At 68.4% G+C, this 25,543-nt stretch carries 25 protein-coding genes and 2 pseudogenes; 17 read left to right on the top strand and 10 right to left on the bottom strand.

Going from position 1 to position 25,543, the window contains the following annotated elements; all coding sequences use genetic code 11:
• Positions 1–5 precede the first annotated feature (5 nt).
• Both FPJ27_RS15555 and FPJ27_RS15550 read left to right on the top strand, forming a co-directional pair.
• Entirely contained in the window at positions 6–2,228 is a 2,223-nt protein-coding gene (locus FPJ27_RS15555) for an amylo-alpha-1,6-glucosidase (RefSeq protein ID WP_072444298.1), read from the top strand.
• 96 nt (positions 2,229–2,324) lie between these two features.
• The gene (locus tag FPJ27_RS15550) at positions 2,325–2,576 is read left to right on the top strand and encodes a hypothetical protein (protein ID WP_034180596.1); all 252 of its coding nucleotides are present in this window, start codon (positions 2,325–2,327) and stop codon (positions 2,574–2,576) included.
• A gap of 496 nt (positions 2,577–3,072) precedes the next feature.
• Here FPJ27_RS15550 and penR read toward each other — a convergent pair whose 3' ends face one another.
• Positions 3,073–3,963, bottom strand: coding sequence for a beta-lactamase transcriptional regulator PenR (gene penR / locus FPJ27_RS15545; protein WP_204421716.1), 891 nt, complete (start codon positions 3,961–3,963; stop codon positions 3,073–3,075).
• 128 nt (positions 3,964–4,091) lie between these two features.
• On the opposite strand from penR, the gene blaPEN-bcc reads away from it, so the two are divergent.
• Positions 4,092–5,003, top strand: a complete 912-nt coding sequence (gene blaPEN-bcc, locus FPJ27_RS15540) for a PEN family class A beta-lactamase, Bcc-type (RefSeq protein ID WP_204421715.1) — start codon at positions 4,092–4,094, stop codon at positions 5,001–5,003.
• Positions 5,004–5,484: 481 nt separating this feature from the next.
• Here the strand turns inward: blaPEN-bcc and FPJ27_RS15535 are convergent, their stop codons facing one another.
• The 5 genes and pseudogenes from FPJ27_RS15535 to FPJ27_RS15515 form a co-directional block, all read right to left on the bottom strand.
• Entirely contained in the window at positions 5,485–5,685 is a 201-nt protein-coding gene (locus FPJ27_RS15535) for a membrane protein (protein WP_034180593.1), read from the bottom strand.
• Positions 5,686–6,294: 609 nt separating this feature from the next.
• A pseudogene (locus FPJ27_RS15530) lies at positions 6,295–6,396 on the bottom strand (antibiotic biosynthesis monooxygenase); the annotation flags it as partial.
• Between the two features lie 35 nt (positions 6,397–6,431).
• The gene (locus tag FPJ27_RS15525; protein ID WP_204421714.1) at positions 6,432–6,878 is read right to left on the bottom strand and encodes a MarR family winged helix-turn-helix transcriptional regulator; all 447 of its coding nucleotides are present in this window, start codon (positions 6,876–6,878) and stop codon (positions 6,432–6,434) included.
• Between the two features lie 201 nt (positions 6,879–7,079).
• A complete protein-coding gene (locus FPJ27_RS15520) occupies positions 7,080–8,456 on the bottom strand; it encodes an ATP-binding protein (RefSeq protein WP_072444277.1) in 1,377 nt (458 codons plus the stop codon).
• Positions 8,453–9,115 (bottom strand): response regulator, encoded by a 663-nt coding sequence (locus FPJ27_RS15515; protein ID WP_175959630.1) that lies wholly within the window; start codon positions 9,113–9,115, stop codon positions 8,453–8,455. The genes FPJ27_RS15520 and FPJ27_RS15515 overlap by 4 nt, the downstream gene beginning before the upstream one ends.
• Before the next feature lie 232 nt (positions 9,116–9,347).
• Between FPJ27_RS15515 and FPJ27_RS15510 the strand changes: the two genes are divergently transcribed.
• The 7 genes from FPJ27_RS15510 (at position 9,348) to FPJ27_RS15480 (ending at position 15,892) form a co-directional block, all read left to right on the top strand.
• Positions 9,348–9,701: a NirD/YgiW/YdeI family stress tolerance protein gene (locus tag FPJ27_RS15510; protein ID WP_204421713.1), complete on the top strand. Its 354-nt coding sequence runs from the start codon at positions 9,348–9,350 to the stop codon at positions 9,699–9,701.
• 55 nt (positions 9,702–9,756) lie between these two features.
• Positions 9,757–10,617 (top strand): MurR/RpiR family transcriptional regulator, encoded by an 861-nt coding sequence (locus FPJ27_RS15505; protein ID WP_204421712.1) that lies wholly within the window; start codon positions 9,757–9,759, stop codon positions 10,615–10,617.
• A gap of 66 nt (positions 10,618–10,683) precedes the next feature.
• Positions 10,684–11,109, top strand: a complete 426-nt coding sequence (locus tag FPJ27_RS15500; protein WP_204421711.1) for a GNAT family N-acetyltransferase — start codon at positions 10,684–10,686, stop codon at positions 11,107–11,109.
• A gap of 199 nt (positions 11,110–11,308) precedes the next feature.
• On the top strand, positions 11,309–12,976 hold the full coding sequence (locus FPJ27_RS15495; protein ID WP_204421710.1) for an ankyrin repeat domain-containing protein: 1,668 nt from the start codon (positions 11,309–11,311) through the stop codon (positions 12,974–12,976).
• Between the two features lie 156 nt (positions 12,977–13,132).
• Positions 13,133–13,993 (top strand): isocitrate lyase/phosphoenolpyruvate mutase family protein, encoded by an 861-nt coding sequence (locus FPJ27_RS15490; protein ID WP_072444267.1) that lies wholly within the window; start codon positions 13,133–13,135, stop codon positions 13,991–13,993.
• 346 nt (positions 13,994–14,339) lie between these two features.
• A complete protein-coding gene (locus tag FPJ27_RS15485; protein WP_072444266.1) occupies positions 14,340–14,606 on the top strand; it encodes a YodC family protein in 267 nt (88 codons plus the stop codon).
• Between the two features lie 110 nt (positions 14,607–14,716).
• Positions 14,717–15,892, top strand: a complete 1,176-nt coding sequence (locus FPJ27_RS15480; protein ID WP_072444265.1) for a cytochrome P450 — start codon at positions 14,717–14,719, stop codon at positions 15,890–15,892.
• 15 nt (positions 15,893–15,907) lie between these two features.
• On the opposite strand, the gene FPJ27_RS15475 is transcribed toward FPJ27_RS15480, so the two are convergent.
• On the bottom strand, positions 15,908–16,234 hold the full coding sequence (locus FPJ27_RS15475) for a superinfection immunity protein (protein ID WP_034180582.1): 327 nt from the start codon (positions 16,232–16,234) through the stop codon (positions 15,908–15,910).
• A gap of 90 nt (positions 16,235–16,324) precedes the next feature.
• On the bottom strand, positions 16,325–16,744 hold the full coding sequence (locus FPJ27_RS15470; protein ID WP_204421709.1) for a rhodanese-like domain-containing protein: 420 nt from the start codon (positions 16,742–16,744) through the stop codon (positions 16,325–16,327).
• 114 nt (positions 16,745–16,858) lie between these two features.
• Here FPJ27_RS15470 and ftrA point away from each other — a divergent pair, with 114 nt between their 5' ends.
• From ftrA to FPJ27_RS15440, 6 genes and pseudogenes are all read left to right on the top strand, one after another.
• Positions 16,859–17,821: a transcriptional regulator FtrA gene (gene ftrA / locus FPJ27_RS15465; RefSeq protein ID WP_072444261.1), complete on the top strand. Its 963-nt coding sequence runs from the start codon at positions 16,859–16,861 to the stop codon at positions 17,819–17,821.
• 200 nt (positions 17,822–18,021) lie between these two features.
• Positions 18,022–19,092, top strand: a pseudogene (locus tag FPJ27_RS15460) (nitronate monooxygenase).
• Positions 19,093–19,170: 78 nt separating this feature from the next.
• Positions 19,171–20,625 carry a M20 family metallopeptidase gene (locus tag FPJ27_RS15455; protein ID WP_175959622.1) on the top strand — a complete coding sequence of 485 codons (1,455 nt, stop codon included), beginning with the start codon at positions 19,171–19,173 and terminating at the stop codon, positions 20,623–20,625.
• 61 nt (positions 20,626–20,686) lie between these two features.
• Positions 20,687–21,796, top strand: coding sequence for a malate/lactate/ureidoglycolate dehydrogenase (locus FPJ27_RS15450; protein WP_072444255.1), 1,110 nt, complete (start codon positions 20,687–20,689; stop codon positions 21,794–21,796).
• A gap of 16 nt (positions 21,797–21,812) precedes the next feature.
• Entirely contained in the window at positions 21,813–22,328 is a 516-nt protein-coding gene (locus FPJ27_RS15445; protein ID WP_072444253.1) for a TfoX/Sxy family protein, read from the top strand.
• Between the two features lie 192 nt (positions 22,329–22,520).
• Entirely contained in the window at positions 22,521–23,099 is a 579-nt protein-coding gene (locus FPJ27_RS15440; RefSeq protein ID WP_072444251.1) for an NnrU family protein, read from the top strand.
• A gap of 133 nt (positions 23,100–23,232) precedes the next feature.
• Here FPJ27_RS15440 and FPJ27_RS15435 read toward each other — a convergent pair whose 3' ends face one another.
• Positions 23,233–23,970 (bottom strand): sulfite exporter TauE/SafE family protein, encoded by a 738-nt coding sequence (locus FPJ27_RS15435; RefSeq protein WP_175959619.1) that lies wholly within the window; start codon positions 23,968–23,970, stop codon positions 23,233–23,235.
• Positions 23,971–24,261: 291 nt separating this feature from the next.
• On the opposite strand from FPJ27_RS15435, the gene FPJ27_RS15430 reads away from it, so the two are divergent.
• Positions 24,262–24,699, top strand: a complete 438-nt coding sequence (locus FPJ27_RS15430) for a hypothetical protein (RefSeq protein WP_175959618.1) — start codon at positions 24,262–24,264, stop codon at positions 24,697–24,699.
• A gap of 157 nt (positions 24,700–24,856) precedes the next feature.
• Here FPJ27_RS15430 and FPJ27_RS15425 read toward each other — a convergent pair whose 3' ends face one another.
• Positions 24,857–25,531 (bottom strand): TetR/AcrR family transcriptional regulator, encoded by a 675-nt coding sequence (locus tag FPJ27_RS15425; RefSeq protein ID WP_204421708.1) that lies wholly within the window; start codon positions 25,529–25,531, stop codon positions 24,857–24,859.
• Between the last annotated feature and the right edge of the window lie 12 nt (positions 25,532–25,543).

The following is a 25,543-nucleotide window of genomic DNA, read 5'->3' as shown; positions in this document are numbered from 1 at the left end:
CATCGATGCCGAATCACGCCGAAGCCACGACGACGCAGGCGCCGCAAGTCGCGCCTGTTGCCCCGACCCCAGTGTCGGGCCCTGCATTCATCGCACCCGAAGCCGATCCGCAGGCGCTCGCGCGCGGCAACCAGTACGTGCTGAAATCCGGCGACGCATTCGTGGTCGGCGATGCGCTCGGCGACATCGGCGGCCACGACGACGGCCTGTTCGTCGACGACATGCGCGTGCTGTCGAAATGGCGCCTGACGTTCGGCGGCCGTGCGCCGTCGCTGCTGTCGGGCGCGACGAGCGCCGACAACGCATCGTTTACCGCACACCTGACCAACCGCCCGCTGCCGCCGCTCGGCGGCCGCGAGACACCCGAGGGCGTGATCCATATCGAACGGATGCGCGTGCTCGCGGGCGACATACTGTACGAAGCGCTGACGCTGACGAACTACGGCGCGAGCGAAGCCGAGGTGCCGCTGTCGCTGTCGTTCGCGGCCGATTTCAAGGACATGTTCGAGGTGCGCGGCACGCAGCGCCCGAAGCGCGGCACGGTGGCTGCCCCGCGCGTCGACGCGGGCGCGGTGCGGCTGCGCTACGACGGCCTCGACGGCGTCGAGCGCAATGTGACCGTGCATTTCTCGCCGGCGCCCGACGCACTGTCGGTCGATCGCGCCGACTACACGCTGACGATCGCCGCGCAGGCGTGCGTGTCGATCTACCTGACCGTTGACGCGACGCTTGGCCCGGCGCACATCGAAGGGCCCGGGTGCGGCCGCGTCGCGCTGCGCACCGCGCTTGTCGGCGTGCACCGCGAGATGCGCGCGCGGCGCGAGTCGATGGCGCGCGTGAACACCGGCAATCCGCTGTTCGACGCATGGCTCGATCGTTCGCTCGCGGATCTCGGGCTGCTCACGACGCAGCTCGACACGGGGCCGTACCCGTATGCGGGCATTCCGTGGTTCTCGACGCCGTTCGGCCGCGACGCGGTGATCACGTCGCTGCAGATGCTGTGGCTGCAGCCGTCGCTCGCGCGCGGCGTGCTGCGTTTCCTGGCCGAGCATCAGGCGCGCGAGACGTCCGCGTTCCGCGACGCGGAGCCCGGCAAGATCATGCACGAGTTCCGCCGCAGCGAGATGGCCGCGACGGGCGAGGTGCCGTTCGCGCTGTACTACGGCGGCGTCGACACGACTCCGCTGTTCATCGTGCTGGCCGGCGCGTATGTCGAACGCACCGGCGACGATGCGCTGATCGACGAGCTGTGGCCCGCGCTCGAGCGCGCCGCACAATGGGTGATCGACAAGTGCGACCGCAATCCTTACGGACTGCTCGATTATCAGCGCACGTCGGAGCGCGGCCTCGCGAACCAGGGCTGGAAGGACAGTCACGATTCGGTGTTTCATGAGGACGGCCGCTTCCCGGACGGGCCGATCGCGCTCGTCGAAGTGCAGGCCTATGCGTGCGCGGCGCTCGATGCGATGTCGGCATGCTCGCACCGGCGCGGCCACGCGGCCGACGCCACGCGCTACGCGCTGCGCGCGAAGGCACTGCGCGAGCAGGTCGACGCGCTGTTCTGGATGCCGGAAGGCGATTTCTACGGGATCGCGCTCGACGGTCATGGCGACCTGTGCCGCGTGTTCGCATCGAACGCGGGCCACCTGCTCGCGTTCGGGCTGCCCGATGCCGAGCGCGGCGCGGCGGTTGCCGGCGTGCTCGGCTCGGCGCTGTTCCAGACGGGCTGGGGCATCCGCACGCTGGCGGCCGGCCAGCCGCGTTTCAACCCGATGGCGTATCACAACGGCTCGGTGTGGCCGCACGACAATGCGCTGATCGCCCGCGGCCTCGCGCGCTACGGCGACAAGACGGCCGCGGTGAACCTGCTGCGCGCGCTGTTCGAGGCGGCGGTGAGCTTCGAGATGCGGCTGCCCGAGCTGTTCTGCGGGTTCCCGCGCCGGCGCGGCGAACCGCCGACCGCGTATCCGGTCGCGTGCCTGCCGCAGGCGTGGGCGGCCGGTGCGCCGTTCATGATGCTGCAGGCGTGCCTCGGCGTGAGCATCGATGCATCGCGCCACGAGGTGCGCGTCGAGCGTCCGACGCTGCCGGAAGGTGTCGACTGGCTGCGGATCGATGCGCTGCGCGTCGGCGACGAAACCGTGTCGCTGACGTTCCGCCGCGTCGACGGCCATGTCGTCGCGTCGGCCGAGCAGCCGGGCCGCGTGAAGGTGGTCGCGGTGCTGTAGTGCGGCGACGTGCAAACGTTGCGCGATGTCGCGCCACGTTTGCACGCAGCGGCATAGAATCGTGACATGACCCTTGAACGATGGCGGAGGTAGACGATGACGACCGACAACCGGCCCGACGACGGCGAACAGAAGCTCGAGAATCTGGAGGCGGCGGTCGACCACCTGCACAAGTCGATCGAATCGCAGAGCATCGCGGTCGGCGCGGCGAAGGGCATCCTGTTCAGCCTGATCGAAACGCTCGGCGCACTGATCGGGGATCCCGACCTGCCCGAGCATGCGCGTTCGGGTTACGAGGCATTGCGCGACAAGGCGAGCGAATTGCGCGGCGGGCTCGACCGGCATTGACGCGCGGATTGCGCCGGCGCCCGCCGCACGGGCGGCGCCGGCGCTGCCCGATTCTGCAGACGAAGCACAAACTCCCTTGCGCTCAATAAGTTAGGTGGCCGATGCGCAGGATATCCACAAGCTTGCCAACACAATCTGTGGAGAACCGGCCGGGTGCACGGCACGCGCCCGGCGTGCGGTTCGAATGACCTTGCGCTGCCGCATCATTGACCCGTCAAGGTCCGTAAATCGAATCCCCTTGTGTATCAATATGTTACGCGTCTGGTCTGGCGGATATCCACAGGCTTGCCAACAAAATCTGTGGACAACTCGCAATCGATTGCGTCGCAATGGTTGAGGATCCGGCCTGAACGCGATCGGCGTGCGAGGCCCGTGCGTACGGGCTGCCCGATGTCTGCGTCGCGGCGGTAATTCGTGCGTGATCAAGGGCTTAGGTCCCGGGTACCCAGGATATCCACATCCTTGCCAACACTTTCTGTGGACAAGCGCAGCCGCGTTACGCGGCCTGCGCCGTGTCGGCCGCTTCAGCCGCGATCCAGTCGCGAAAGAGCGTCATCGCGGGCGTGAGCGGTTTCGACTTCAGCGACGTGAGCCAGTAGCCGCCGGCATGCACGTCGACGTCGAGCGGCCGCGCGAGCAGGCCGAGCTGCAGTTCGCGCGCGAACATGCAGGCCGGCGCGAGCGCGACACCCGCGCCCTGCATCGCGGCCTCGACCATCAGCCGCGAAGAATCGAACACCGGCCCGTTGACCGTCCACGATTCGAGCTGCGCGGCGTCGAACCAGCCGAGCCATTCGTCGGTGCGGTACGAGCGCAGCAGCGTTTCATTCGCGAGATCGGCCGGCTGCGCGAGGCGCCGCGCGATTTCCGGCGCGCACAGCGCGGTGAGCGGCGCATCGAGCAGGCGCTCGTTGCGCGTCGCCGGCCAGTTGCCTTCACCGAAACGGATTGCGAAGTCGAGGCCCTCGGCGGCGAGGTCGACGACGTTGTTGTTGGTCCGCAGCCGCAGCTCGACGAACGGGTGCGTATCGCCGAACTGTTTCAGCCGTGGCATTAGCCAGCCTATGGCAAAGGTGCCGACGACACCGAGCGTCAGCACCTCGTGGAAACGCCCGCCGTCGAACTGCTTGAGCACCGTCTCGATGCGGCTGAACGCATCGCTCAGCACGGGCAGCAGCGCGCGCCCCTCGTCGGTGAGCCCGAGCCCGCGCGGCAGCCGCGTGAACAGTGTGCAGCCGAGCCGTTCCTCGAGCGAGCGCACCTGCTGGCTGACCGCGGCCTGGGTCACGCTCAGCTCGAGGCCGGCGCGCGTGAAGTTCAGGTGGCGCGCGGACGATTCGAACGCGCGCAGCGCATTGAGCGGAAGATGAGGGCGGAGCTTGGTCATAAGATTTTCTTTTGTCAGCGCTCAATTATCGTTGCTTGTCAGGCAACCGTAAAGTCCCGATAGTGCTGTCTCGGCGGCCGGCCGTTTTCAACACCATTTCGCGTCCATTCCATCACGAGACAACCGACATGACCTACTCATCGAAACGTCGAACCCTGTTGCTGGCCGCCGCGACGGCGCCGCTCGCCCTGACCGTCGCGGCGTGCGCGTCGTCGCAGGCCGCAGCGCCGGACGAGGCTGCGATGCCGGACATCGCAGCCGCGGCGACGCTCGCCCATCTCGAACGCGACGCGGGCGGCCGTCTCGGCGTGTGCGCGATCGACACCGCGAGCGGCCGGCGCGTGGAGCATCGCGCCGCCGAACGCTTCCCGTTCTGCAGCACGTTCAAGGCGATGCTGAGTGCGGCGGTGCTCGCGCAGAGCGTCGCGCGTCCGGGATTGCTGCAACAGCGCGTGACGTACGGAAAGCCCGATCTCGTCAACTATTCGCCGGTGACGGAGAAGCATGTCGGCGCGGGCATGACGGTCGCCGAACTGTGCGAGGCCACGATCCAGTACAGCGACAACTCGGCCGCGAACCTGCTGATGAAGCTGATCGGCGGCCCGTCGGCGGTGACCGCATATGCGCGCTCGATCGGTGACGACACGTTCCGGCTCGATCGATGGGAGACCGAACTGAATACCGCACTGCCGGGCGACCTGCGCGACACGACGACGCCGGCCGCGATGGCCGCGAGCATGCGCGTGCTGGCGCTCGGCGATGCGCTGCCGGCCGCGCAGCGTGCGCAGCTCGTCACGTGGCTGCGCGGCAACAAGGTCGGCGACAAGCGGATTCGTGCGGGCGTGCCGGCCGGGTGGACGGTCGGCGACAAGACGGGCACCGGCGACTACGGGACGACGAACGACGCGGGCGTCGTGTGGGCGCCGTCGCGTGCGCCGATCGTGCTGGCCGTGTATTACACGCAGGCGCGTGCCGATGCGCGGGCGAAGGACGATGTGATCGCCGACGTCGCGCGCGTCGTGGTTGCGGCATTCGGTTGAGCAGGGCGGTGCGGCGTGCGCGACGGGATGCGCATGCACGCCGTGCCGCAGTCGTGACCCGCGCGATCAAACGTTGTGCGATCAACGACTTAGGTCGCACATGCTCAGGATATCCACATACTTGCCAACAAAAATTGTGGACAAGCCCGCGGGCGGCCGCGTTCGTCGTGACGCGCGCCGTCGTGCCGCGTTTGAAGCGGTGCGGACAAAGTCTTACGGATCAAGCGGTTGGCCTCGGTATGCGCAGGCTATCCACACGCTTGCCAACAAAATCTGTGGACAAAGCGGGTACGCCGGCGCGGCAGGCTGCCCGTCACGCGTCGAGGCGATGCACGAGCGGCGATTTGCCGGCCGCGTGCCGTATTCGAAGCGGTGCGGACAAAGTCTTACGGATCAAGCGCTTGGTCGCGGTATGCGCAGGCTATCCACATGCTTGCCAACAAAATCTGTGGACAAGCCCTAGCGTCCGCCGTCGCGGCGTTCAGCCTTGCCGATCGTCGACGGCGGGCCAGCGCGCGAACGCGAACACCCACAACATGATGAAGTTCAGGACCGGGACGAACATCGCCAGGATCCACCAGCCCGAATGCCCGGTGCGCCGGACGATGCGGACATACGGATAGACGACGACGGCGACAAGCACGAGCGAGACGAGCAACTGCCACGCGGTGAAGTGTTCCATGGCCTTCCTCGGAGTGATGTGTCGTGGTGCGGCGCCGGCGGAGCGGCCGGCACGTTGCGCCGACGCGCGAAGCCGACGATGCGCGGCCGCGTGCGGCTCGCGTGATCTTGACGCTTGGCATGCGCGGGCGTCAAGGCGCGGGCGGTGCGTTGCTGTTGCGCCGGATCATTCCGTATTCGTTCATGCTCGAGCCGCATGTTGCCGAAATGACGACGCAGCGCATGAACCGTTGGCCGATCAACGGGTTAGCGCATGCTTGCGCAGGATATCCACAAGCTTGCCAACAAAATCTGTGGGTAAGTGGCGCGGCGCATGGCCAGCACGCGTGCGGCGATCGAGACGTGCATCGCCGTGGCGTCGTGATGCGAAGTGCGGCGAAGCGGTGCGCGCGAATGCCATCGCACGCGCCTCGTCTGCATCACGCGTGCCAAAGTCCATCGGATCAAGGGTTTAGCGTTGCGGTGCGCAGGATATCCACAAGCTTGCCAACATTTTCTGTGGAGAACTGCGCGTTCGCGATCTGCGGGCACGATACCGACCGATGCCACGGGTTGCCTCGATTCGCGCGGGAGCTCACGCGGTGCAAATACCGGCCACGCCGACTTTCTGGGGATCCAGCGTGAACACGTTGACGAGGACGACGGGCTCCGCGTCGACGGCGATCTGTTGCTGGATCGGAAAGGCCGGATCCATCGGCTTGAACTGAGGCATGGGAACCTCCTGTGGTTCATGGGTCAATCGAGCGATCACGCGCGGCCATCCTGGCCATGCGCGCTGGACATCGCCGACAGCACGCGAATCGCCGCATCCAGGTCGGCCGAACTGAAGTCGCCGGCGATGTCGCGAACGTGCTGTTGCCATTGCCCGACCACGGCCTGATAGGCCGCATCGCCGCGAGGGGTCAGCGCATACAGCGGCGAGCGCTTGTGCGCCGGGTTCGGCAGCGACCGGACCAGCCCTTCGTCGACCAGCACGTTGATCTGTTTCAGCACGGCCTGCCGGGTGATGCCCATCGCGTCGGCGATCTGCGGGATGTTCGGGGCTTCCGGCGCCATCGAGATCGCGCCCAGCACTTGCCAGCGCGCACTGGTCAAGCCGTGCGGCCCGGCAAAGGCGTTGCCCCATTCGATCAGCAGGCCGTTCAAGCGGAATACGGACAGCGCGACGGCGGTCAACTTTTCGGATTTCGTCATATTCGATCCGCGTGATGAATTGACAACTGCTTTACGTAAACGACAACTGGTTGTCGAATGTGCGTATATTCGCGACCGCGTGGCGCATTTGCCGCGCACGCGTGACAAACCCTTTCCGATCAATGGCTTGGTGCCGTTAGTGGAAGGTTGTCCACAAGCTTGCCAACATAATCTGTGGAAAAGCCGCCCGTCACGCGCGCATCAGACTGGTGCAGGGAAGCGCACCGTGACGGTCAGCCCGCGCCCGCCGCGCGTGGTGCCGAGCGCGACCGTCGCGCGATGCTGTTCGGCGATCCGCTTGACGATCGACAGCCCGAGCCCGCTGCCCGACGACGTGGCCGCCTGCGCGCCCTCGCCGCGATAGAAGCGTTCCCACACGTCGGTGCGCTCGGCTTCCGGGATCCCGGGGCCGTCGTCGGCGACTTCGAGCACGGGCGTCGTGCCGTCGATGCGCGCGGACACGTCGACGCGCGCGCCGTCGCCCGCATAGCGGATCGCGTTGTCGACGAGGTTGTTCAGCAGCACGCGCAGCGTGTCGGTATTGCCCGCGGCGATCACGGGTGCTGCGACGATCGCGCCGAGATCGATCCGGTGCGCGTCGGCGACGCGCGCGCGGTCCGCGACCACCGACCGGCACAGCGCGGCGAGATCGACGGGCGCTGACGCGGACGTGGCCGCTTGCGCATCGGGTTCGAGGCGCGCGAGCGTCAGCAGCTGTTCGGCGAGGTGGCCGAGGCGCGTCGTGCCCGCATGGATCTGCGCGAGAATGCGCTCGCGCTCGTCGTCGGTCGCCGCGCGCCGCAGCAATTGCGACTGAATCGACAGCCCCATGATCGGCGTGCGCAACTCGTGCGCGGCATCGGCGATGAAGTGCCGCTGCAGCGTGAACGAGCGGTCGAGCCGCGCGAGCAGATCGTTGATCGCTTCGGCGAGCGGACGGACCTCGTTCGGCATCGATGCGACATCGACCGGTTCGAGATTGTTCGCATTCCTTCTCTTCAGGCCGGATGCGATCGTGCGCAGCGGCCGCAGCCCCGCGCCGATGCCGAACCACAGGCCGATCGCCAGCACCGGCAGCATCGAGAACACCGGCCACAGCAGGTGCACGGCGATGCCCGCAATCGCTTCCCATCGTGCGTGACGCGCCTGCGCGAGCCGGATCGTCGTGCCGCCGCGCTCGGTCACGTAGGTGCGCCACGGCTGGCCGCCGACGTCGATGCTCGCGATGCCCGTCTGCGCGGGCGGCGGCAGCGTCGAATCGCGGTCGGTCGAATACACGAGCGTGCCGTTGCGCCAGACCTGCAGCAGCACGGCATCGGGATCGCTCGCCTCGAAGCCGTGCTTGCCGTTGGCGCGGTTGCTGAACGACAGTTCGCCGTTCGGGCCGACGACGATCTGTTTCGACATGCTGCGCATCTGGTCGTCGAGCAGGTCGTCGAGTTCGCGCAGCGCGCCCCAGTAGGTGCCCGCGCTCGCGACCAGGCCGATCACGCACGCGGCCGGCAGCAGCCACATCAGCAGGCGCCGCCGCAGCGACGCGCTGCGCCAGCGCTCGATCGCGCGTTGCACGCGCATCATGCGCCGTCACCGATCCGGTAGCCTACGCCGCGCACCGTGCGGATCATGTCGTGGCCGAGCTTCTTGCGCAGGTTGTGGATGTGTACCTGCACCGCGTTGCTTTCGATTTCCTCGCCCCAGCTGTACAGCCGCTCCTCGAACTGCTCGCGCGAAATCACCGCGCCCGGCTCGCGCATCAGCTCGTGCAGCAGCACGAACTCCTTCGGCGACAGCGGCACTTCTTCGTCGTCGAGCCAGACGAGGTGCTTGACGGGATCGAGCCGCAGCGGGCCGATCGCGAGCGTCGTCTGCGCACGGCCCGCATGGCGGCGGTTGACCGCGCGGATGCGGGCGAGCAGTTCGTCGAGCGCGAACGGCTTGACGAGATAGTCGTCCGCGCCGCTGTCGAGGCCCGCGATGCGGTCCGGCACGCCGTCGCGCGCGGTGATGATGATTGCAGGCAGGGTTTCGTCGCGGCGGCGCAGCGCGGCGAGCACCGACAGGCCGTCGCGGTTCGGCAGCCCGAGATCGAGCAGCAGCAGGCCGTAGCCGGTCGAGCGCAGCGCGAGCGACGCGGCGTCGCCGTCCTTCACCCAGTCGACCGCGAAACCTTCCTGTTTGAGGCCCTGTTCGAGCCCGCTGCCGATCAGCGGATCGTCCTCGACGAGCAGTACGCGCATGGATTCCTGTCTCTTCAGCAGGGCGCCGCGGCGCCCGGGGTTCCCATGATAAGCGCACGCATCTTAGGCCGAGCTTAAATGCGGGCGCCGCGTGGCGGGCTTTCGACCCCGCCCGATGCGGCACCGTGTCGCCTCGGCGCGACCTTCAGGTTTGCTTAATCTTACGGTCCGTAATCTGGTGCCGTCGCGTTCAACGGAGCGCGGCGTCACATCGAAGAAGAGGAACGACATCATGAAACACCTGGCCAGAATCCTGACGGTCGCGCTCGCCACGCTGCCTGCCGCCGTCTACGCTCAATACACGGGGCCGTCCGTGCTGACGACGACAACCGTGAAGGAACTGCTCGCGAACGGCAAGGACGACCAGCACGTGCAATTGCAGGGCCGCATCGTCAAGCATGCCGGCGGCGAGGACTACGAGTTCGCCGACGCGACCGGCACGATCCGCGTCGAGATCGACAACAAGCTGTGGGCGGCCGGCCAGCCCGTCAGCGACAAGAGCGAAGTGAAGCTGACCGGCGAATTCGAGCGCAAGTGGTCGGGCAAGGTGAAGGTCGACGCCGACCACGTCGAAGTGCTGCACTGACCGGTGCGTGCGGGGCCGGTGATACCATGAACGACCGGTTCCCGTTCCCACCAAGATGGCCGCCAATTTCGACGAACTCGCGTCCCGGATCCGGGCGCAATTTTCCGAGCTGAGCCCGCAATTCCAGGCGGGCGCCGCATTCCTGCTCGATCATCCCGACGAGGTCGCCACCGCGTCGATGCGCAAGGTCGCGCAGCGTGCGCAGGTGCAGCCTGCGTCGCTCGTGCGGCTCGCGCAGCAATTCGGTTTCCCCGGCTGGAACGAGCTGCGCGACCTGTGCGTCGCGCGTGTGCGCACGCGCCCCGAGCCGCTCACGCAGCGTGCGCGCTCGCTCGTGCGGCCCGACGCGAAGGCGTCGCTCGCGCACGATCTGCTCGCCGCGCAGCAGCACAACCTGTCGGCCACCGCCGCGCAGAACGAGCACGCGCTCGCGGATGCGGCCAGGCTGATTCGCAAGGCGTCGCACGTGCATGTCGCGGGGTTCCGCTCGTGTTATCCGGTCGCGTTCGGTTTCGTGTACGGCTACCGGCTGTTCCGTCCGACCGTGTCGCTGCTCAACGGCGTCGCCGGTTCGCTCGAAATGGAGCTGCGGACGATCGCGAAGCAGAGCGTGACCGTGGTCGTCAGCTTCGCGCCGTATTCGGCGGAAGCGACGCGCGTTGCGCAGGCCGCGAAGGCGCAGGGCAGCCGGATCGTCGCGATCACCGACAGCGCGGTGTCGCCGATCGCGCTGCACGCGGACGCGCAACTGATCTTCACGCACGACAGCCCGTCGTTCTTTCCGTCGCTGGTGGCCGCGCATGCGATGGCCGAGGCGCTGGTCGCGCAGTTGCTCGCGCTCGAAGGCAGCGATGCGATCGCCGCGCTCGAGCGCACCGAAGCCGAATTGCACGCGAAGGGCGCTTACGTCGTCTGACGCGGCACGTGCGGCTTCGGCCGTCCGTCATTCACGGTTCAACCCGACTTCAACCCGACGCAACCGATGACGTTCACATACGAGGTGACGGACGCGGGCGATGCGAACGCGCGCAAGCAGATCGTCGCGCCGCTCGTCCGCTTCAACGAACGCCAGGCCGGCCCGGCCGACTTCCGTCCGCTGGCCGTGCTCGCGACCGATGCGCAAGGCGCGGTGGTCGGCGGCCTGTGGGGCGGCACGGCGTTCGGCTGGCTGCACGTCGACCTGCTCGTGGTGCCCGAGGAAGCGCGCGGTCGGGGCGCAGGCACGCGCATCATGGATCTGGCCGAAGCGGAGGCCGTCGCGCGCGGATGTCACAGTGCATGGCTCGATACGTTCGATTTCCAGGCGCGGCCTTTCTACGAGAAGCGCGGCTATGTCCGCTTTGGCGAACTGCCGGATTATCCGGTCGGGCACACGCGCATTTTCCTGACGAAGAAACTCGCGGGTTGAGCGGCGACGCCGCATGCAGGCGACGCGCGGCACGGTTGACGATGCCGCCGGCTGTCGCCTAGCATACCGGTCAGTGATGCAGGTCGCTTCCGGGTCCGCGGAAAGGGTTGAACCCACCTGTCGCAGCAAATCCAGTCTTCCCCTGTCCTTTGTGCTGGCGGTATTGCGGACCTTCGGCCATTTCTGCACGAGGATCCGCATGAACAAGCTGCCTCCCAAGGCCAATCCCGATCATCTGAAAAAGCAGGCCAAGGCATTGTTGCGCCTGTACCGGCAGGGCGACGCGCAGGCCATCGCACGCTTTGTCCGGTTTCTTCCCGCCGCCGCAAACCGCACGCACGACGAAGCGATCGCGCTCGGGTTGCGCCTGCACGACGCGCAGTCGTGCATTGCCCGCGAGTACGGCTTCGCGTCGTGGGACGATCTCGGCGTGTTCGTTGAAACGCAGGCGCTCGCGCGGCAACAGCGATCGCTGCTGATCCGGCGCTGGCTCGGCCTCGCATACGGCGGCGACGTGACCGGCAGTTTCGACACGGCCCGGCCGCGTGTCGCCGCGCAACTGCTGCGCGACCAGCCCGATCTTGTTTCGGAATATCTGACCATCGCGTGCGCGGCGGGCGATCTCGACACCGTGAAGGCTGCCCTGGCTGCCGATCCCGGATGGATCGCGCGCGCCGGCGGCGCGCTGAACCTGCCGCCGCTCGTCGCCGTCACGCATTCGCGGCTCGGGCAGATGCCCGAGTTTGCCGCGAGGCTGCGCGCCTGCATGCGTCATCTGCTCGATGCCGGCGCCGACCCCAACCAGCGGATCGGCAACCGGTTTCCGCCGGCCTCACTCGCCGCGCCTGACGAGTCGGGCCCGCTGTCGGCGCTGTACGGTGCCGCGGGCGTCAATCGCGATCCGGTTCTCACGGCGATGCTGCTGGAAGCCGGCGCCGACCCGAACGACGGCGAATCGCTGTATCACTCGCTGGAGAACCCGGCGTGCACGCGCCTGCTGCTCGAACACGGCGCGCGGGTGAGCGGGACGAATGCGTTGCGGCGGGCGCTCGACATGCGCGACGCTGCCGCGCTCGAATTGCTGCTCGCGCATGGCGGCGACCCGAACGAACCGGCCGGAGAGGGGCCGACGAATAGGTGGGGCGCGCCGTTGTTGCGGGCGATTGCCGTGCGCTGCCCGGCGAGCCATGTCGCCGCGCTGCTGGCGGCCGGCGCCGATCCCGGCGCGCGGACGGTAGCGGGCGTCAGTGCGTACCGGCTGGCCATGCAGACCGGGTTGTCCGATGTCGCAGCGTTGTTGCGCGCGGCCGGCGCGGAAGAGGCGCTCGGCGCGGCAGACGCGTTCGTGGCGGCCTGTGCGCGTGCCGACGCCGACGACGCACGGCGCATCCAGGCGCGGCATCCCGACTTGCCCGGTGCGCTGCCCGAGGACCGGCTGCGGCTGTTGCCGGACGCCGCCGCATGGGGCTCGGGCGACGCGGTGAAGGTCATGGTCGAACTGGGCTGGCCGGTGGCCGCGCGCGGCGGCGACTGGGACGCGAGCGCGCTGAACCACGCGGTGTTCCGCGGCGATGCCGATCTGCTGACGTTCCTGCTCGCGCACGGCGCAAGCTGGCGCGAGACGCACGGGTTCGGGAGCGACGCGCTCGGCGTGTTGTCGTGGGCGTCCGTCAACGAACCGGAGGGCGTCGGCCATCCCGACTGGGAAGCCTGCGCGCGCGTGCTGATCGCGTACGGCGTGCCGCAAGCGGTGCGCGACCCGTCGAATCCGGACCGCGTGCTGATCGACGGTCGCGCGATGCGGTTCTCCGAGGCCGTCACCGACGCGTTGCTCGGCATCGACGGCGGGCAGTCCGCATCGACATGAACGAAGGCGGGAGGGCAGCGGTGCCTACCCGCTCGCTGCCGGCTGTCGGCGCGTCGCCGACTTTTTCCTGTCGCACGGCGACATTTCGGCCATCGCTGAAACGTCGAGCGCGCGGCCGGCGTAAGCTCACCCGTCAACACCTTCCGGGAGTCCGCGATGACCCGTTCCGACCTTCAGGCCCGCCAAGCAGAAATTTTCCGCACGCTGCACACGCGCCCCGGCGCCTTCATCATTCCGAACCCGTGGGACGCCGGCACCGCCCGCTTGCTCGCGATGGCCGGTTTCGAGGCGCTCGCCACCACGAGTGCCGGCTACGCATTTTCGAAAGGGCGGCCCGACAACGCGATCGACCGCGACGCGATGCTCGATCACATCGCCGATCTCGTCGCCGCGGGCGGTCTGCCGGTGAGCGCCGATCTCGAGAACGGTTTCGGCGACGCGCCCGACACGGTGGCCGAAACGATCCGGCTGGCGGCCGAGGCCGGCGCGGTCGGCGGTTCGATCGAGGATGCGACGGGCCGCGCCGATGCGCCGATCTACGCGCGCGACGCGGCAGTCGAGCGCATCGCGGCGGCCGTCGACGCGGCGCGCGCGCTGCCGTTTCCGTTCACGCTGACCGCGCGTTGCGAAAACTACCTGCACGGCCGTCGCGACCTCGCCGACACGATCGCGCGGCTCGTCGCCTATCGCGACGCGGGCGCCGACGTGCTGTATGCGCCGGGCATCACCGACGCCGCCGAGATCGCGGCGGTGACGCAGGCGGTCGGCGCGCCAGTCAACGTCGTGATGGGGCTGCAGGGCGGGTTGCTGAGCCTCGCCGAGCTGGCGGCGCTCGGCGTGAAGCGCGTCAGCGTCGGCGGCGCGCTGGCGCGGGCCGCGCTCGGCGCGTTCCTGCGCGCCGCGACGGAGATGGCGCGCGACGGCACGTTCACGTTCACCCAGGCGGCCGTGCCGGGGCGCGATATCAATCGCTGGTTTGCGGCGCCCGATAATTCGCCGGTTTCATTCGGGGAATGATCACAAGTAAAACGTGGGATCGTTTCCAGTCGAAGCATTGATTGACAATAATCAACCGATTTCGCGTCGGGTTTAAAGGCCGATGACGACGCGAAAATCATCATTTATTCTCCGCATTCCGCCCGTTCGACCGGATTTAGCACGCAAGCCGCGCCGAATCTGGCGGTCAGCCTTCCGCGGCGTGCGCCGATACCGCGCATTGTTGCATTTTTACAATCAGCGAATTTTCGTACGCGGGAGTTGCCGTTTATTTTTTTGATTGTTAATCTGCGGCAAATTCAAACGACCGGTTGTGCGGGCCGCCGGGAATATCAATATATTCAATATATAAAAAATCGAGAGAGCGATGACGATCCGAGAAAATCAGCGCGTCAGGTTTCGCGTCGGCGATGTCGTGACGCTGAAAACGGGCGGGCCGCGCATGACCGTCACCTATGCCGGGCCGGTCGTGTTCGACGACGCCGACTGGCTCATCTGCCAGTGGTTCGACGAAAACGGCGAGTTCCGGCAGGAAATGTTCCATCACGACACGGTGGTGCTCGAGCCGCGCGCGATTTCGGCCGGGCGCGTCCGGATGCGCATGCAGTCGCAACGCTACCGATCGGCTGCCTGAAGCCGGCCTGCCGTTGCGATGCTGCAATGCATGCGATACGCAGCGCCGGCGCGACGACATTTCACGCGAGCCCGAAACATGCGGCAGCGCACTGCGCCGATACTGCTCGCATGAACCCGAACCCGACCGATCCCATTGCCGCGGTGACGCACCGCGATCCCTATCCCTACTATGCGGCGCTCGTCGACGGGCCGCCGCTCGCATTCGACGCCGTGCTCGGCCTGTGGGTCGCGAGCCGCGCGGCGGCCGTGACGGCCGTGCTCGGCCATCCGGCCTGCCGCGTGCGTCCGCTGGACGCGCCCGTGCCGCCCGCGCTGCGCGGCACGACGGCCGGCGCGCTGTTCGGCGAACTGGTGCGCATGAACGACGGCGCGTTGCGGCACGACGTGCCGAAGCAGGCGCTGCGCACGGCATTCGCGCCGATCGACACCGGTGCGCTGCGTGACCGTGCCGCGCAGCTTGCCGCGCGGCGGCTGCCGGCGCCGGGCGATGCCGACGCGCTGAATGCGTGGTGCATGACGGTGCCCGTCTGCGCGGTCGCCGATCTGCTCGGCTTCGACGAGACGCAGCTCGACGACATCGCGGCGCGGGTCGTCGACTTCGTCGCCGCGCTGTCGCCGCTGTCGGACGCGGCCGCGCTGGCCCGCGCGAGCGACGGCGCGCGGCAACTGCTCGAGCGGATGACCGAGCGCGTCGCGCAGACGCACGCGCACGACGGCACGCTCGTCGCTGCGGTGCAGCAAGCGGCCCGCGCGTCGGGCTGGCAGGCGAGCGGCGCGCTGGTCGCGAATCTCGTCGGGTTGTTGTCGCAGACCTGCGAGGCGACGGCCGCGTGGCTCGGCAACACGCTGGCGGCATGGAACGGGGAAGCGGAAACCGTGCGCGACGCACCGGACGACGTCGCGCTCGACGCGTTCGTCGCCGAAGTCGGGCGCTTCGATGCGCCGGTGCAGAACACGCGCCGCTTCGTCGCGTCGCGCACGACGATCGAGGGCGTGACCGTCGAAGCCGGCGACGCGATCCTCGTCGTGCTCGCTGCGGCGAACCGCGACCCGGTCGTGCATCGCGATCCGCACCGGTTGATGCCCGGCCGTGCCGCCGGGCCGAATTTCGGCTTCGGCACGGGGCCGCATGGGTGCCCGGGCGAGCGGATCGCGCGGGCGGTGACGGCGGGGGCGTTCGCGGCGTGGTTGCGCGCGGGCGGCTGGCCGCCGCGCGACGGGCTGACGTGGAATTACCGCGCGTCGACCAACGTCAGAATGCCGAAGTTCGACGTGGCACGGTGAAGGGGAAAGAGGGACCTAGCGGCAGCCTTGCTTCTCCGCCCATTGCTCCTGGGCGGCGACGCGGCGCTGCACGCGTTCGACGAGGCCGGTCGAGAAGGTCCGCATGCTGATGCCGCGGCGCTTCGCGAGGATCGTTTGCGCGACATCGGTGCGCGGGTTCGGCTGGCACGCCCAGTACAGCGTCATCAGCCAGCCGATGCCGGTCCACCCGAACAGCGCGTTGAACATCGCGATCGTCAGCTTGTCGTGCCGGCCGCGCCGGTCGGCAATGACGGCCGGCAGGAAATAGAGCGCGATCGCGACGACCGAACCGGCCACTTGAATCAGGACTGCATCATTCATTGTGCTGCTCCGTCCGAACTGCAATGTGGCCGATTGTCGCGCTTTTTCCGTTTGTGTGCCGGCAATTGATTGTTGCGTTTTTAATAACGATCAGCGGACTTCGGCGTCCGCTGGCTGCAGTTCGTTGCTCAACGCGAAACCTTCGTCGAGCCAGCCCGTCACGCCGCCGATCATCAGCTTGACGGGGCGGCCGAGGCGCGCGAGTTCGATCGCCGCGCGCGCGGCGCCGTTGCAGTGCGGGCCCGCGCAGTAGACGACGAACAGCGTGCCGGCCGGATAACCGGCGAGCTTGCCCGCGACGATCTTGCGACGCGGCAGGTTGCGTGCGCCGGGCACGTGGCCGGCGGCGAACTGGTCGGGGCCGCGTACGTCGAGCAGCACGAAATCGGGCGAACCGGACGCGAGCGCGTCATGCACGTCCCAGCAATCGGTCTCGAATCGCAGCGATGCCTCGAAATGCGCGAGGGCGGCGGGGCTGTCGGCGGCGGGCACGTCGGTGACGAAGGACATGGGCAGGCTCTCCTGGATGAACGGGCGCGGAATGCGCCGGGATGGAGGGCAGTATCGCGGTTCGGCGCGGTTCGCGGCAGTGGCGCGATCGACAAGTTCCGGTAACATCGCGCCATGCACAATCATCTCGTCGTCGCGCTCGCCTACGATCGCCTCTGCACGTTCGAATTCGGATGCGTGGTCGAACTGTTCGCACTCGAACGCCCCGAACTCGGGGTCGACTGGTATCGCTTCGCGGTGTGCGCGAGCGAGCCGGGGCCCGTGCGCGCGGCGGGCGGCATCACGGTCGCCGCGCCGTACCGGCTCGCGACGCTCGATCGCGCGGACACCATCGTGATTCCCGGCTGGCGCGATCCGGACGAACTGCCGCCGGAGCCGCTGCTGAAGAAGCTGCGGGCCGCGCATCGGCGCGGCGCGCGGCTCTGTTCGATCTGTTCGGGCGTGTTCGTGCTGGCGGCGGCCGGCGTGCTCGACGGGCTCACCGTGACGACGCACTGGCGTTACGCGCAGCGCCTGCAGGCGCGTTACCCGGCGCTGCGCGTGAATCCCGATGCGCTGTACGTCGACGAAGGGCAGATCGTTACGTCGGCCGGTTCGGCGGCGGGGCTCGACATGCTGCTGCATCTGGTGCGCCGCGATCACGGCGGCGCCATCGCGAACCGTGTCGCGCAACGCCTCGTGCTGCCGCCGCATCGCGACGGCGGCCAGGCGCAGTTCGTGCCGCGTCCGGTCGCGCCGGGCGGCAGCGACCGGCTCGCGAAGCTGATCGACTGGATGCGCGCGCACGCGGCCGAGCCGCACACGCTCGCGTCGCTCGCCGCGCAGGCCGCGATGAGCACGCGTACGCTGCAGCGGCAGTTCGCGGATGCGACGGGAATGTCGCCGCTCGCGTGGCTGATCCGCGAACGCGTGAACGTCGCGAAGGACATGCTCGAAGCGCAACCCGCGCTGCCGCTCGCGCAGGTCGCGGCGCGCGCGGGGTTCGGCTCCGAGGAATCATTGCGCCGGCATTTCCGGCGCGTCGCGGCGACGAGCCCGGCCGCGTACCGGCGCGGGATGGATCGCGGCGGAAGATAGCGGGCGCCCGACCGAGCACGCTCGGCGCGTGTTCGTATCGCGCCTGGCTTGCCGGATCCACGCGATCAGGTAAACACCGTCCTCGACTTCGTCGCCGTGCGTGTCGTGCGCGAAGCCGGAGAAGCACAAGTCATACTGGGGTGCATTGGAAGTGCGCCGCCGGCGCGCGCGACAACAATTTTTTCCGAAGGGGGATTTCAATGACGATGCTGCCTTCCCGTTTGCCGCTGATCCAGGCCCCGATGGTTGGTTCGCTGAGTCCGCTCGCGATCGCGGTGTGCGAAGCCGGCGGGCTCGGTTCGCTCGCGTGCGCGGCGCTCGGCCCGCAGCAACTGCGCGACGAGATCGCGGCGATCCGGGCGCGTACGCCCGCGCCGTTCAACGTGAACTTCTTCTGCCACACGCCGCCGATGCCCGACGCGGAGGTCGACGCGCGCTGGCGCGCATCGCTCGCCGGCTACTACGCGGAAGCCGGGCTCGATCCGGCCGACGTGAAGAGCGGCCCAGGCCGCGCGCCGTTCGACGATGCGATGTGCGCGGTCGTCGAGGAGTTGCGGCCGGCCGTCGTGAGCTTCCATTTCGGGCTGCCGGACGACATGCTGCTCGACCGCGTGCGGCGTACCGGCGCGCTGGTCGTTTCGTCCGCAACGACAGTCGAGGAAGCGCGCTGGCTCGATGCGCGCGGCGTCGACGCGATCGTCGCGCAGGGCGCGGAGGCTGGCGGCCATCGCGGGATGTTCCTGACCGACGACATCCACGCGCAACCGGGCCTGTTCGCGTTGCTGCCGCAGATCGTCGACGCGGTGCGCGCGCCGGTGATCGCGGCCGGCGCGATCGCCGACGGGCGGTGCATCGCGGCCGCGTTCGCGCTCGGCGCGCGTGCGGTGCAGATCGGCACCGGCTTCCTGCTGACACCGCAGGCCGGCCGCTCGGCGCAGCATCGCGCGGCGATACGTGCCGCGCGCGACGACGGCACGCGCATGACCAACCTGTACACGGGCCGCCCCGCGCGCGGGCTGCTGACGCGCTTCATGCGCGAGCAGGGGCCGATGAGCGCGCTCGCACCCGCGTTCCCGCTCGCGACGGCCGCGGTCGATCCGCTGCGCGGTGCGTTCGAGCGGTAGGGCCGCGATGATTTCTCGCTGCTGTGGTCGGGCGAGGCCGCGGCGCTCGCGCGCGAAGAGGATGCCGGCGAACTGACGCGGCGCCTGTGGGACGACGCGCTCGCATGCGCGGCGGGGCTGCGCGACGCGTTCCCGCAGGCCATCTGAACGCACGTGGAAGGGGCGCGGACGGCGGATCAACGGCGTATGATCTGGATTTTCGTCAGCCCGATCCAGGCCCCCACCATGACCTCCGTCGACACTACCCCCGTCCTCGACCATGACAAGCTCGTTACCTTCATCGAGCGCAAGTGGAACGATGAAATCCTCCACGCACTGACCGACTACATCGCGATCCCCGCGAAGAGCCCCGCGTTCGATCCCGACTGGGAGAAGCGCGGTTATCTCGAGCGCGTCGTCACCGATGCCGCGCAGTGGGCCGAACGCCAGCCCGTGAAGGGCCTGAAGCTCGAGATCGTGCGCTTGCCGGGCCGCACGCCGGTGATCTTCTTCGAATCGCCGGCCACGCGCTCGGGCAGTACCGACACGATCCTGCTGTACGGCCACCTCGACAAGCAGCCCGAATTCGACGGCTGGCGCGCGGACCTCGGCCCGTGGACGCCGAAGTTCGAGAACGGCAAGCTTTACGGCCGCGGCGGCGCGGACGACGGTTATGCGATCTACGCGAGCCTCGCGGCGCTCGGCGCGCTCGACGAGCAGGGCATCGAACGGCCGCGCTGCGTCGGCCTGATCGAGACCTGCGAGGAATCGGGCAGCTACGACCTGCTGCCGTATGTCGACGCGCTGCGCGGCCGGCTCGGCCAGGTGTCGCTCGTGGTGTGTCTCGATTCGGGCGCCGGCAACTACGACCAGATGTGGCTCACCACGTCGCTGCGCGGGCTCGTGTCCGGCGACCTGCAGGTCGAGGTGCTGGAAGAAGGCATCCACTCGGGCGTCTACGGCGGCATCGCGCCGTCGAGCTTCCGCGTGATGCGCCAGTTGTTCGAGCGTCTCGAGGACGCGAAGAACGGCAACCTGCTGCCGGGCGTGTTCCATTGCGAGATCCCGTCGAGCCGCGTGCGCGAAGCCGACGCGGCCGCCGCGATCCTCGGCGATGCTGTATGGAAGGGGCTGCCGTGGGCGTGCGGCGCGGACGGCAAGCCGGTGCTGCCGACCACGACCGATCCGCGCGAGGCGCTGCTGAATTCGACGTGGCGTCCGTCGCTGTCGGTGACGGGCGCGGCCGGCATGCCGGCGCTCGCCGATGCGGGCAACGTGCTGCGTCCGCGCACCGCGTTCAAGCTGTCGCTGCGCCTGCCGCCGCTCGTCGACGCCGCGCAGGCCGTGCAGCAGCTGAAGGAACTGCTCGAACTCGATCCGCCGTACAACGCGAAGGTCACGTTCAAGCCGGACGCGGGCGCCGCGACGGGCTGGAGCGCGCCGGATCTCGCGCCGTGGCTCGCGTCGTCGCTCGACGCCGCGTCGCGCCGCCATTTCGGCGCGGACTGCGCGTACATGGGCCTCGGCGGCACGATCCCGCTGATGAACGTGCTGCAGGAAGGCTTCCCGTCCGCGCAGTTCATGGTGTGCGGCGTGCTCGGGCCGAAGTCGAACGCGCACGGGCCGAACGAGTTCCTGCACGTGCCGTACGCGAAGAAGCTGACCGCGGCGGTCGCCGACGTGATCGCGACCGCGCGTTGATCGTCGCGGCCGTTCGATGTCCCGATTGCCCAACCCGATCCGACCTGACGGAACCCTGCCGATGACCGCACTGCCGACGCCCGATACCGAACCGCTGCGCATGCGCGCCGAACCGCTGCATGCATTCGTCGCGGCACTCTGGGAACGGGCCGGCAGCAGCGAGCGCGAAGCGCGGCTCGTCGCCGATCATCTGGTCGGCGCGAATCTCGCGGGCCACGATTCGCACGGGATCGGGATGATCCCGAACTACGTCGCGTCGTGGCGGGAAGGGCAGTTGCAGCTGAACGGGCACGCGTCGATCGTCCGCGACGGCGGCGCGGTGCTGACGATCGACGGCGGGCGCGGTTTCGGCCAGGTGATCGCGTTCGAGGCGATGGTCGAGGGAATCGAGCGCGCGCGGCGCATGGGCATCTGCGCGATCGGGCTGCGCGACGTGCATCACCTCGGCCGCATCGGGCACTGGGCCGAGCAGTGCGCGCGCTCGGGGCTCGTGTCGTTCCATTTCGTCAACGTGCCGGGCGACCTGCTGGTCGCGCCGCTGCACGGCACCGATCCGCGCTTCGGCACGAATCCGTTCTGCGCCGCGTATCCGCGTGCGGGCCGGCCGCCGCTGCTGCTCGATTTCGCGACGAGCGCGATCGCGTACGGCAAGACGCGCGTCGCGCACAACCAGGGCAAGCGCGTGCCGGCCGGGTCGCTGATCGACCATCGCGGCCAGCCGACCGACGATCCGGCCGTGATGCACGAGCAGCCGTTCGGCGCGCTGCTGCCGTTCGGGCTGCACAAGGGCTATGCGCTCGCGGCGATGTGCGAGATCTTTGGCGGTGCGCTCGTCGGCGGGCATACGACGTACGGCGGCACGCTGCAGAAGACGAGCGCGATCGTGAACGGGATGCTGTCGGTGCTGATCGACCCGAAAGCGTTCGACGCGGCCGATGCCGAGCGCGAAGCCGATGCGTTCGTCGCATGGGCGAAGGCGTCGCCGCAGGCGGGCGATGCGCCGGTGCAGGTGCCCGGCGAGCCGGAAGAGGCGAGCCGCGCCGCGCGCGGCGCCGGCGGCATTCCGGTCGATCGCGCGACGTGGCGGCAGATTCGTAGCAGTGCGGCGGCGGTCGGCTTCGACGACGCGGCGCTCGATGCGTGGACGCAGCGCTGTATCGGCGCCGCTTGATGGACAAGGGCGGCCGATGAGCTGGCAGGCGGACAAGGCGCATGGCGAGGAGATCGCGTACCAGATCGCGAGCCTCGGCCATATCGAAGTCACGCGTTTTTTCAGCGGTGCTGCGCTGCGGCTCGACGGCGTGATGTTCGGCTTCCTGGCGCGCGGGTCGCTGTTCCTGCGTGTGGACGACGTGAACCGTCCGGCGTTCGTCGCGGCGGGGATGGGGCCGTTCTCGTATTCGGGACGCACGCGTACCGTCGCGCTCGAGGGCTACTACGAGACGCCGGCCGACGTGCTCGAGGATGCGGGCGCGCTGTTCGACTGGTGTCGCGGCGCGTATCGCGCGGCACTGCTGGCGGGGCCGCCGAAGCGCAAGGCGAGGGCGGTGACGAAGACGGTATCGAAGACAGCGCCGAAACCCGTGTCGAAACCGACGACGGCGCGGAAATCGAAGTCGGCATCGCCACGGACTGCAAAGCCGTCACCGGAAACGGCACCCAAACCGGCTTCGAAATCGTCACCGACACGTAAGAAATCCTAGTGCCGATCGCGTGAAGCAACGGCTTCGCGATTTCTGCATGCTTCACAACGGCGGCCCCGGCGTTTATGATCGGCGCGGATCGCGCTCGTGCCCGCGCGCGACCCGCGCCGGCCTCGCCGCCGGCTCCGCGAACGGCGCATCGTACGCCGCGCGGCACGCTCCCCCACTCATCATTCCAGACGGAGACAGCCGATGCTCGTCCTGATTCTCGGTTTAGCGATCTTCCTCGGTGTGCACTCGATCCGGATCGTCGCCGACGGCTGGCGCTCCGCGATGATCGCGCGAATCGGCGAGAAAGGCTGGAAGGCCGGCTATGCGGTCGCGTCGATCGTCGGCTTCGTGCTGATCGTCCGCGGTTACGGCATCGCGCGCGAGGGCGCGGCGCTCTTGTGGGTGTCGCCCGTCGGCGTGCGCCACCTCACCGGCATGCTGACCGCAGTCGCGTTCGTGCTGATCGCCGCGTCGTATGTGCCTGCGAACCGCGTCAAGACGCTCGTCGGGCATCCGATGCTGGCCGGCGTGATGGTCTGGGCGGTTGCGCACCTGCTCATGAACGGCACGGTGCACGCGGTCGTGCTGTTCGGCGCGTTCTTCGTGTGGGCGCTCGTCGATTTCGTCGTGTCGCGTACGCGCGATCGCCGCGACGGCGTTCGTTATCCGGCTGGCAAGCTGTCGGGCGACGCGGTGACGATCGTGGCCGGGCTCGTCGTGTGGGCCGTGTTCGCGCTGTTCCTGCATGGCCCGCTGATCGGCGTGCGGCCGTTCGGCTGAACGCCCGCGCCGGCCCGGACCGGCAGCCACGGCAGGAAATCGTCGAGCATCGCGCTGAGCAGGATCGCTTTGTGCCGGGCCGCGGGCGTTGAACCGGAATGACTGCCGCAGCGGCGGCAACGGTGTGCGTGTATCAGATCGGCTTGACGAACAACCCGACGGTGAGCAACGCGCCGATGCAGACGATCCCGATCCGCAGCACGCGTTCGTTCACGCGATGCAGCGCCCACGTGCCGAGCAGCCCGCCGACGATCGCGCCGCCGCCGAGCGCGAGTGCCGCGCCCCAATGCAACTGCGGTGACGTCAGGAACAGCACGACGGCCGATGCGTTCATCACGCCCGCGAGCGCGTTCTTCGTCGACATCGCGTGACGCGGCGACAGGCCGGCCATCGTCAGCGTGGCCATCATCAGGAAGCCGAGCCCGCCGCCGAAGTAGCCGCCGTAGATCGCGATCATGAACTGCGAGATCGCGGCGGGGACGGTACCGAGGTGTGCGGTGCCTTCGCTCGGCTTGCGGAAAAAGCTGCCCCACGCGAACACGATCGTCGCGAACAGCACGAGCCACGGCACGAGGCGCGAGAAGATCGACGAAGGCGTCTTCAGCAATAGCAGCCCGCCGAGCGCGCCGCCGACGACACTGATCGCGAACAGCGCGCGAAACGACAGCTTGCCCGCGCCGCGCACCATGTTTCGGCTCGCCCAGCCCGTCGTGACCTGCGCGGGAAACAGCGCGACCGTCGACGTGATGTTCGCCGCGAGCGGCGACATGCCCGACACGATCAGCGCGGGCAGCGTGACGAACGAACCGCCGCCGGCGAGGGTGTTCTGCAGGCCGGCCCAAAGGCCGGCGAGGATGACGAGGGCGAGCATCGGTGCGGAAACGGGGAGGTGGCTGGGCTCGCTTGCCTGAGGCGGGCAGGCGCGGCGGACGCAAGATGGTAATGCAGGATCGCGGGCGTGGGAAGGAAGAACGCCGGGGGCATCCGGGGAGCCGATGCGGAACGTCCGTCGCGTCGTGGCGGGGGCGAACGTGCCGGCCGGATTCCGCTTGGCGGCGATTCCGGTCAGGAAAAGCTCGATTTAACGCTTCATTACGATGGGCTTAACGGAAAGATGCTAGATTCGCCCATCGATATCTCATAAAGCGGAAAGGGCAGGCAGATGCTGAAGAAATTGGCGGGGATGGCAGTGGTGGTTGGTGCGACGGCGATGGCGTCGCTGCCTGCCGTGGCAGGCGACGCGAACAATGCACTGGGCGGCGCGCTGGGTGGCGTCGCGGGCGCGGCGGTCGGCAACGCGGTTGGCGGAAGCACGGGCGCGATCATCGGCGGGGCCGTGGGCGGTGGCGCGGGCGGTGCGGTGACGTCGAACAAACGCGAACGCACGGGTGCCGTCGTCGGCGGCGCACTGGGCGGTGGCGCGGGCGCCGCTGCGGGCAACGCGATGGGCGGCACGGCCGGCAGCCTCGTCGGCGCCGCGGTGGGCGGCGGCGCGGGTGCGGCGCTGGGCGGCCACGTGTCGCGCAACAACTCGCGCTCCAACGATCATTACCACGGCAACAAGCACAAGAACAAGAAGCGCTACAAGCACGACGACTGACCGGCGGTTCGCCGGCAAGCCGCAGCGGGGCGAGCGGCGAGCGCACGACGGCGAAGCGCACATCGCGCGACGTCGACCCGCACCTCCCCGGCGAGCGCTGATGGTGCCGGGGCAGGGCATGCCTCCGTGATCGCCGCGCATGTGGCGACGGAGGCGGTCAAGCGGTCATTCCGTCTTCGGTGATCAGCGCGTTGAGCACCAGGCTCGAGATGGTGCGGTAAGCCGCGTCGAAATCGTCGCTTCCCAGCGTGCGCTTGCCGAGCACCAGCAGCATCTGGGGAGCGAAATCCGCATACGCTTGCGTGGCTGCCCAGATCAGGAAGAACAGGTGCTCCGTTTCGACCTGCCTGACCTTGCCTTCGTCGATCCAGCGTTCGAGCACCCGGATGTCGTCGCGCAACACCGGAATCAGTTGCTTGCGGATTTCCTTGCCGCAGGTCTTTGCCCCGCCGATGATTTCCAGCGCAAAAACCCGCGATCCATGCGGGCGATTTCTGGAGAATTCGAGCTTGGCCCGGATATAGGCCGACATCGCTTCCGCGGGCTCGCGATCGGGCGCCGCAAACTCCCGCATCCTGCCCAGCCAGTCGCGCAATACGTCGTCCAGCACGCGTTTGTAGAGCGCCAGTTTCGTGGGGAAGTAGTACATCAGGTTCTGCTTCGACAAGCCGGCGGCCGCCGCGATCGTCGCAACGGAACTCCCCTCGAAGCCGTACGTGGAAAACGATTCTTCGGCAGCGGCGAGAATGGCCGCCTCGAGCGTGTCACGCAGCGCTTCCCGCCGGCCGTGGGGCCGGGCGGGCGTTCCTGCAATCGGCCCGGACGGGTTCATCGCTTTTCTTCC

It is taken from the genome of Burkholderia sp. MS455, assembly GCF_016899445.1.
Lineage (GTDB): Bacteria > Pseudomonadota > Gammaproteobacteria > Burkholderiales > Burkholderiaceae > Burkholderia > Burkholderia pyrrocinia_C.
The sequence above is the reverse complement of the archived record's forward strand: the minus strand, read 5'-3'. Positions and strand labels throughout refer to the sequence as shown.

Coding starts and splice junctions, on each gene's coding strand:
- FPJ27_RS15450 (WP_072444255.1), top strand. CDS start 20,687: ATGACCGCACTGCCGACGCCCGATACCGAACCGCTGCGCATGCGCGCC.
- FPJ27_RS15470 (WP_204421709.1), bottom strand. CDS start 16,744: ATGTCCTTCGTCACCGACGTGCCCGCCGCCGACAGCCCCGCCGCCCTC.
- FPJ27_RS15480 (WP_072444265.1), top strand. CDS start 14,717: ATGAACCCGAACCCGACCGATCCCATTGCCGCGGTGACGCACCGCGAT.
- penR (WP_204421716.1), bottom strand. CDS start 3,963: ATGACCAAGCTCCGCCCTCATCTTCCGCTCAATGCGCTGCGCGCGTTC.
- FPJ27_RS15430 (WP_175959618.1), top strand. CDS start 24,262: ATGCTGAAGAAATTGGCGGGGATGGCAGTGGTGGTTGGTGCGACGGCG.
- FPJ27_RS15510 (WP_204421713.1), top strand. CDS start 9,348: ATGAAACACCTGGCCAGAATCCTGACGGTCGCGCTCGCCACGCTGCCT.
- FPJ27_RS15440 (WP_072444251.1), top strand. CDS start 22,521: ATGCTCGTCCTGATTCTCGGTTTAGCGATCTTCCTCGGTGTGCACTCG.
- FPJ27_RS15520 (WP_072444277.1), bottom strand. CDS start 8,456: ATGATGCGCGTGCAACGCGCGATCGAGCGCTGGCGCAGCGCGTCGCTG.
- ftrA (WP_072444261.1), top strand. CDS start 16,859: ATGCACAATCATCTCGTCGTCGCGCTCGCCTACGATCGCCTCTGCACG.
- FPJ27_RS15555 (WP_072444298.1), top strand. CDS start 6: ATGCCGAATCACGCCGAAGCCACGACGACGCAGGCGCCGCAAGTCGCG.
- FPJ27_RS15495 (WP_204421710.1), top strand. CDS start 11,309: ATGAACAAGCTGCCTCCCAAGGCCAATCCCGATCATCTGAAAAAGCAG.
- FPJ27_RS15500 (WP_204421711.1), top strand. CDS start 10,684: ATGACGTTCACATACGAGGTGACGGACGCGGGCGATGCGAACGCGCGC.
- FPJ27_RS15455 (WP_175959622.1), top strand. CDS start 19,171: ATGACCTCCGTCGACACTACCCCCGTCCTCGACCATGACAAGCTCGTT.
- FPJ27_RS15485 (WP_072444266.1), top strand. CDS start 14,340: ATGACGATCCGAGAAAATCAGCGCGTCAGGTTTCGCGTCGGCGATGTC.
- FPJ27_RS15535 (WP_034180593.1), bottom strand. CDS start 5,685: ATGGAACACTTCACCGCGTGGCAGTTGCTCGTCTCGCTCGTGCTTGTC.
- FPJ27_RS15505 (WP_204421712.1), top strand. CDS start 9,757: ATGGCCGCCAATTTCGACGAACTCGCGTCCCGGATCCGGGCGCAATTT.
- FPJ27_RS15550 (WP_034180596.1), top strand. CDS start 2,325: ATGACGACCGACAACCGGCCCGACGACGGCGAACAGAAGCTCGAGAAT.
- FPJ27_RS15435 (WP_175959619.1), bottom strand. CDS start 23,970: ATGCTCGCCCTCGTCATCCTCGCCGGCCTTTGGGCCGGCCTGCAGAAC.
- FPJ27_RS15515 (WP_175959630.1), bottom strand. CDS start 9,115: ATGCGCGTACTGCTCGTCGAGGACGATCCGCTGATCGGCAGCGGGCTC.
- FPJ27_RS15475 (WP_034180582.1), bottom strand. CDS start 16,234: ATGAATGATGCAGTCCTGATTCAAGTGGCCGGTTCGGTCGTCGCGATC.
- FPJ27_RS15525 (WP_204421714.1), bottom strand. CDS start 6,878: ATGACGAAATCCGAAAAGTTGACCGCCGTCGCGCTGTCCGTATTCCGC.
- FPJ27_RS15425 (WP_204421708.1), bottom strand. CDS start 25,531: ATGAACCCGTCCGGGCCGATTGCAGGAACGCCCGCCCGGCCCCACGGC.
- blaPEN-bcc (WP_204421715.1), top strand. CDS start 4,092: ATGACCTACTCATCGAAACGTCGAACCCTGTTGCTGGCCGCCGCGACG.
- FPJ27_RS15445 (WP_072444253.1), top strand. CDS start 21,813: ATGAGCTGGCAGGCGGACAAGGCGCATGGCGAGGAGATCGCGTACCAG.
- FPJ27_RS15490 (WP_072444267.1), top strand. CDS start 13,133: ATGACCCGTTCCGACCTTCAGGCCCGCCAAGCAGAAATTTTCCGCACG.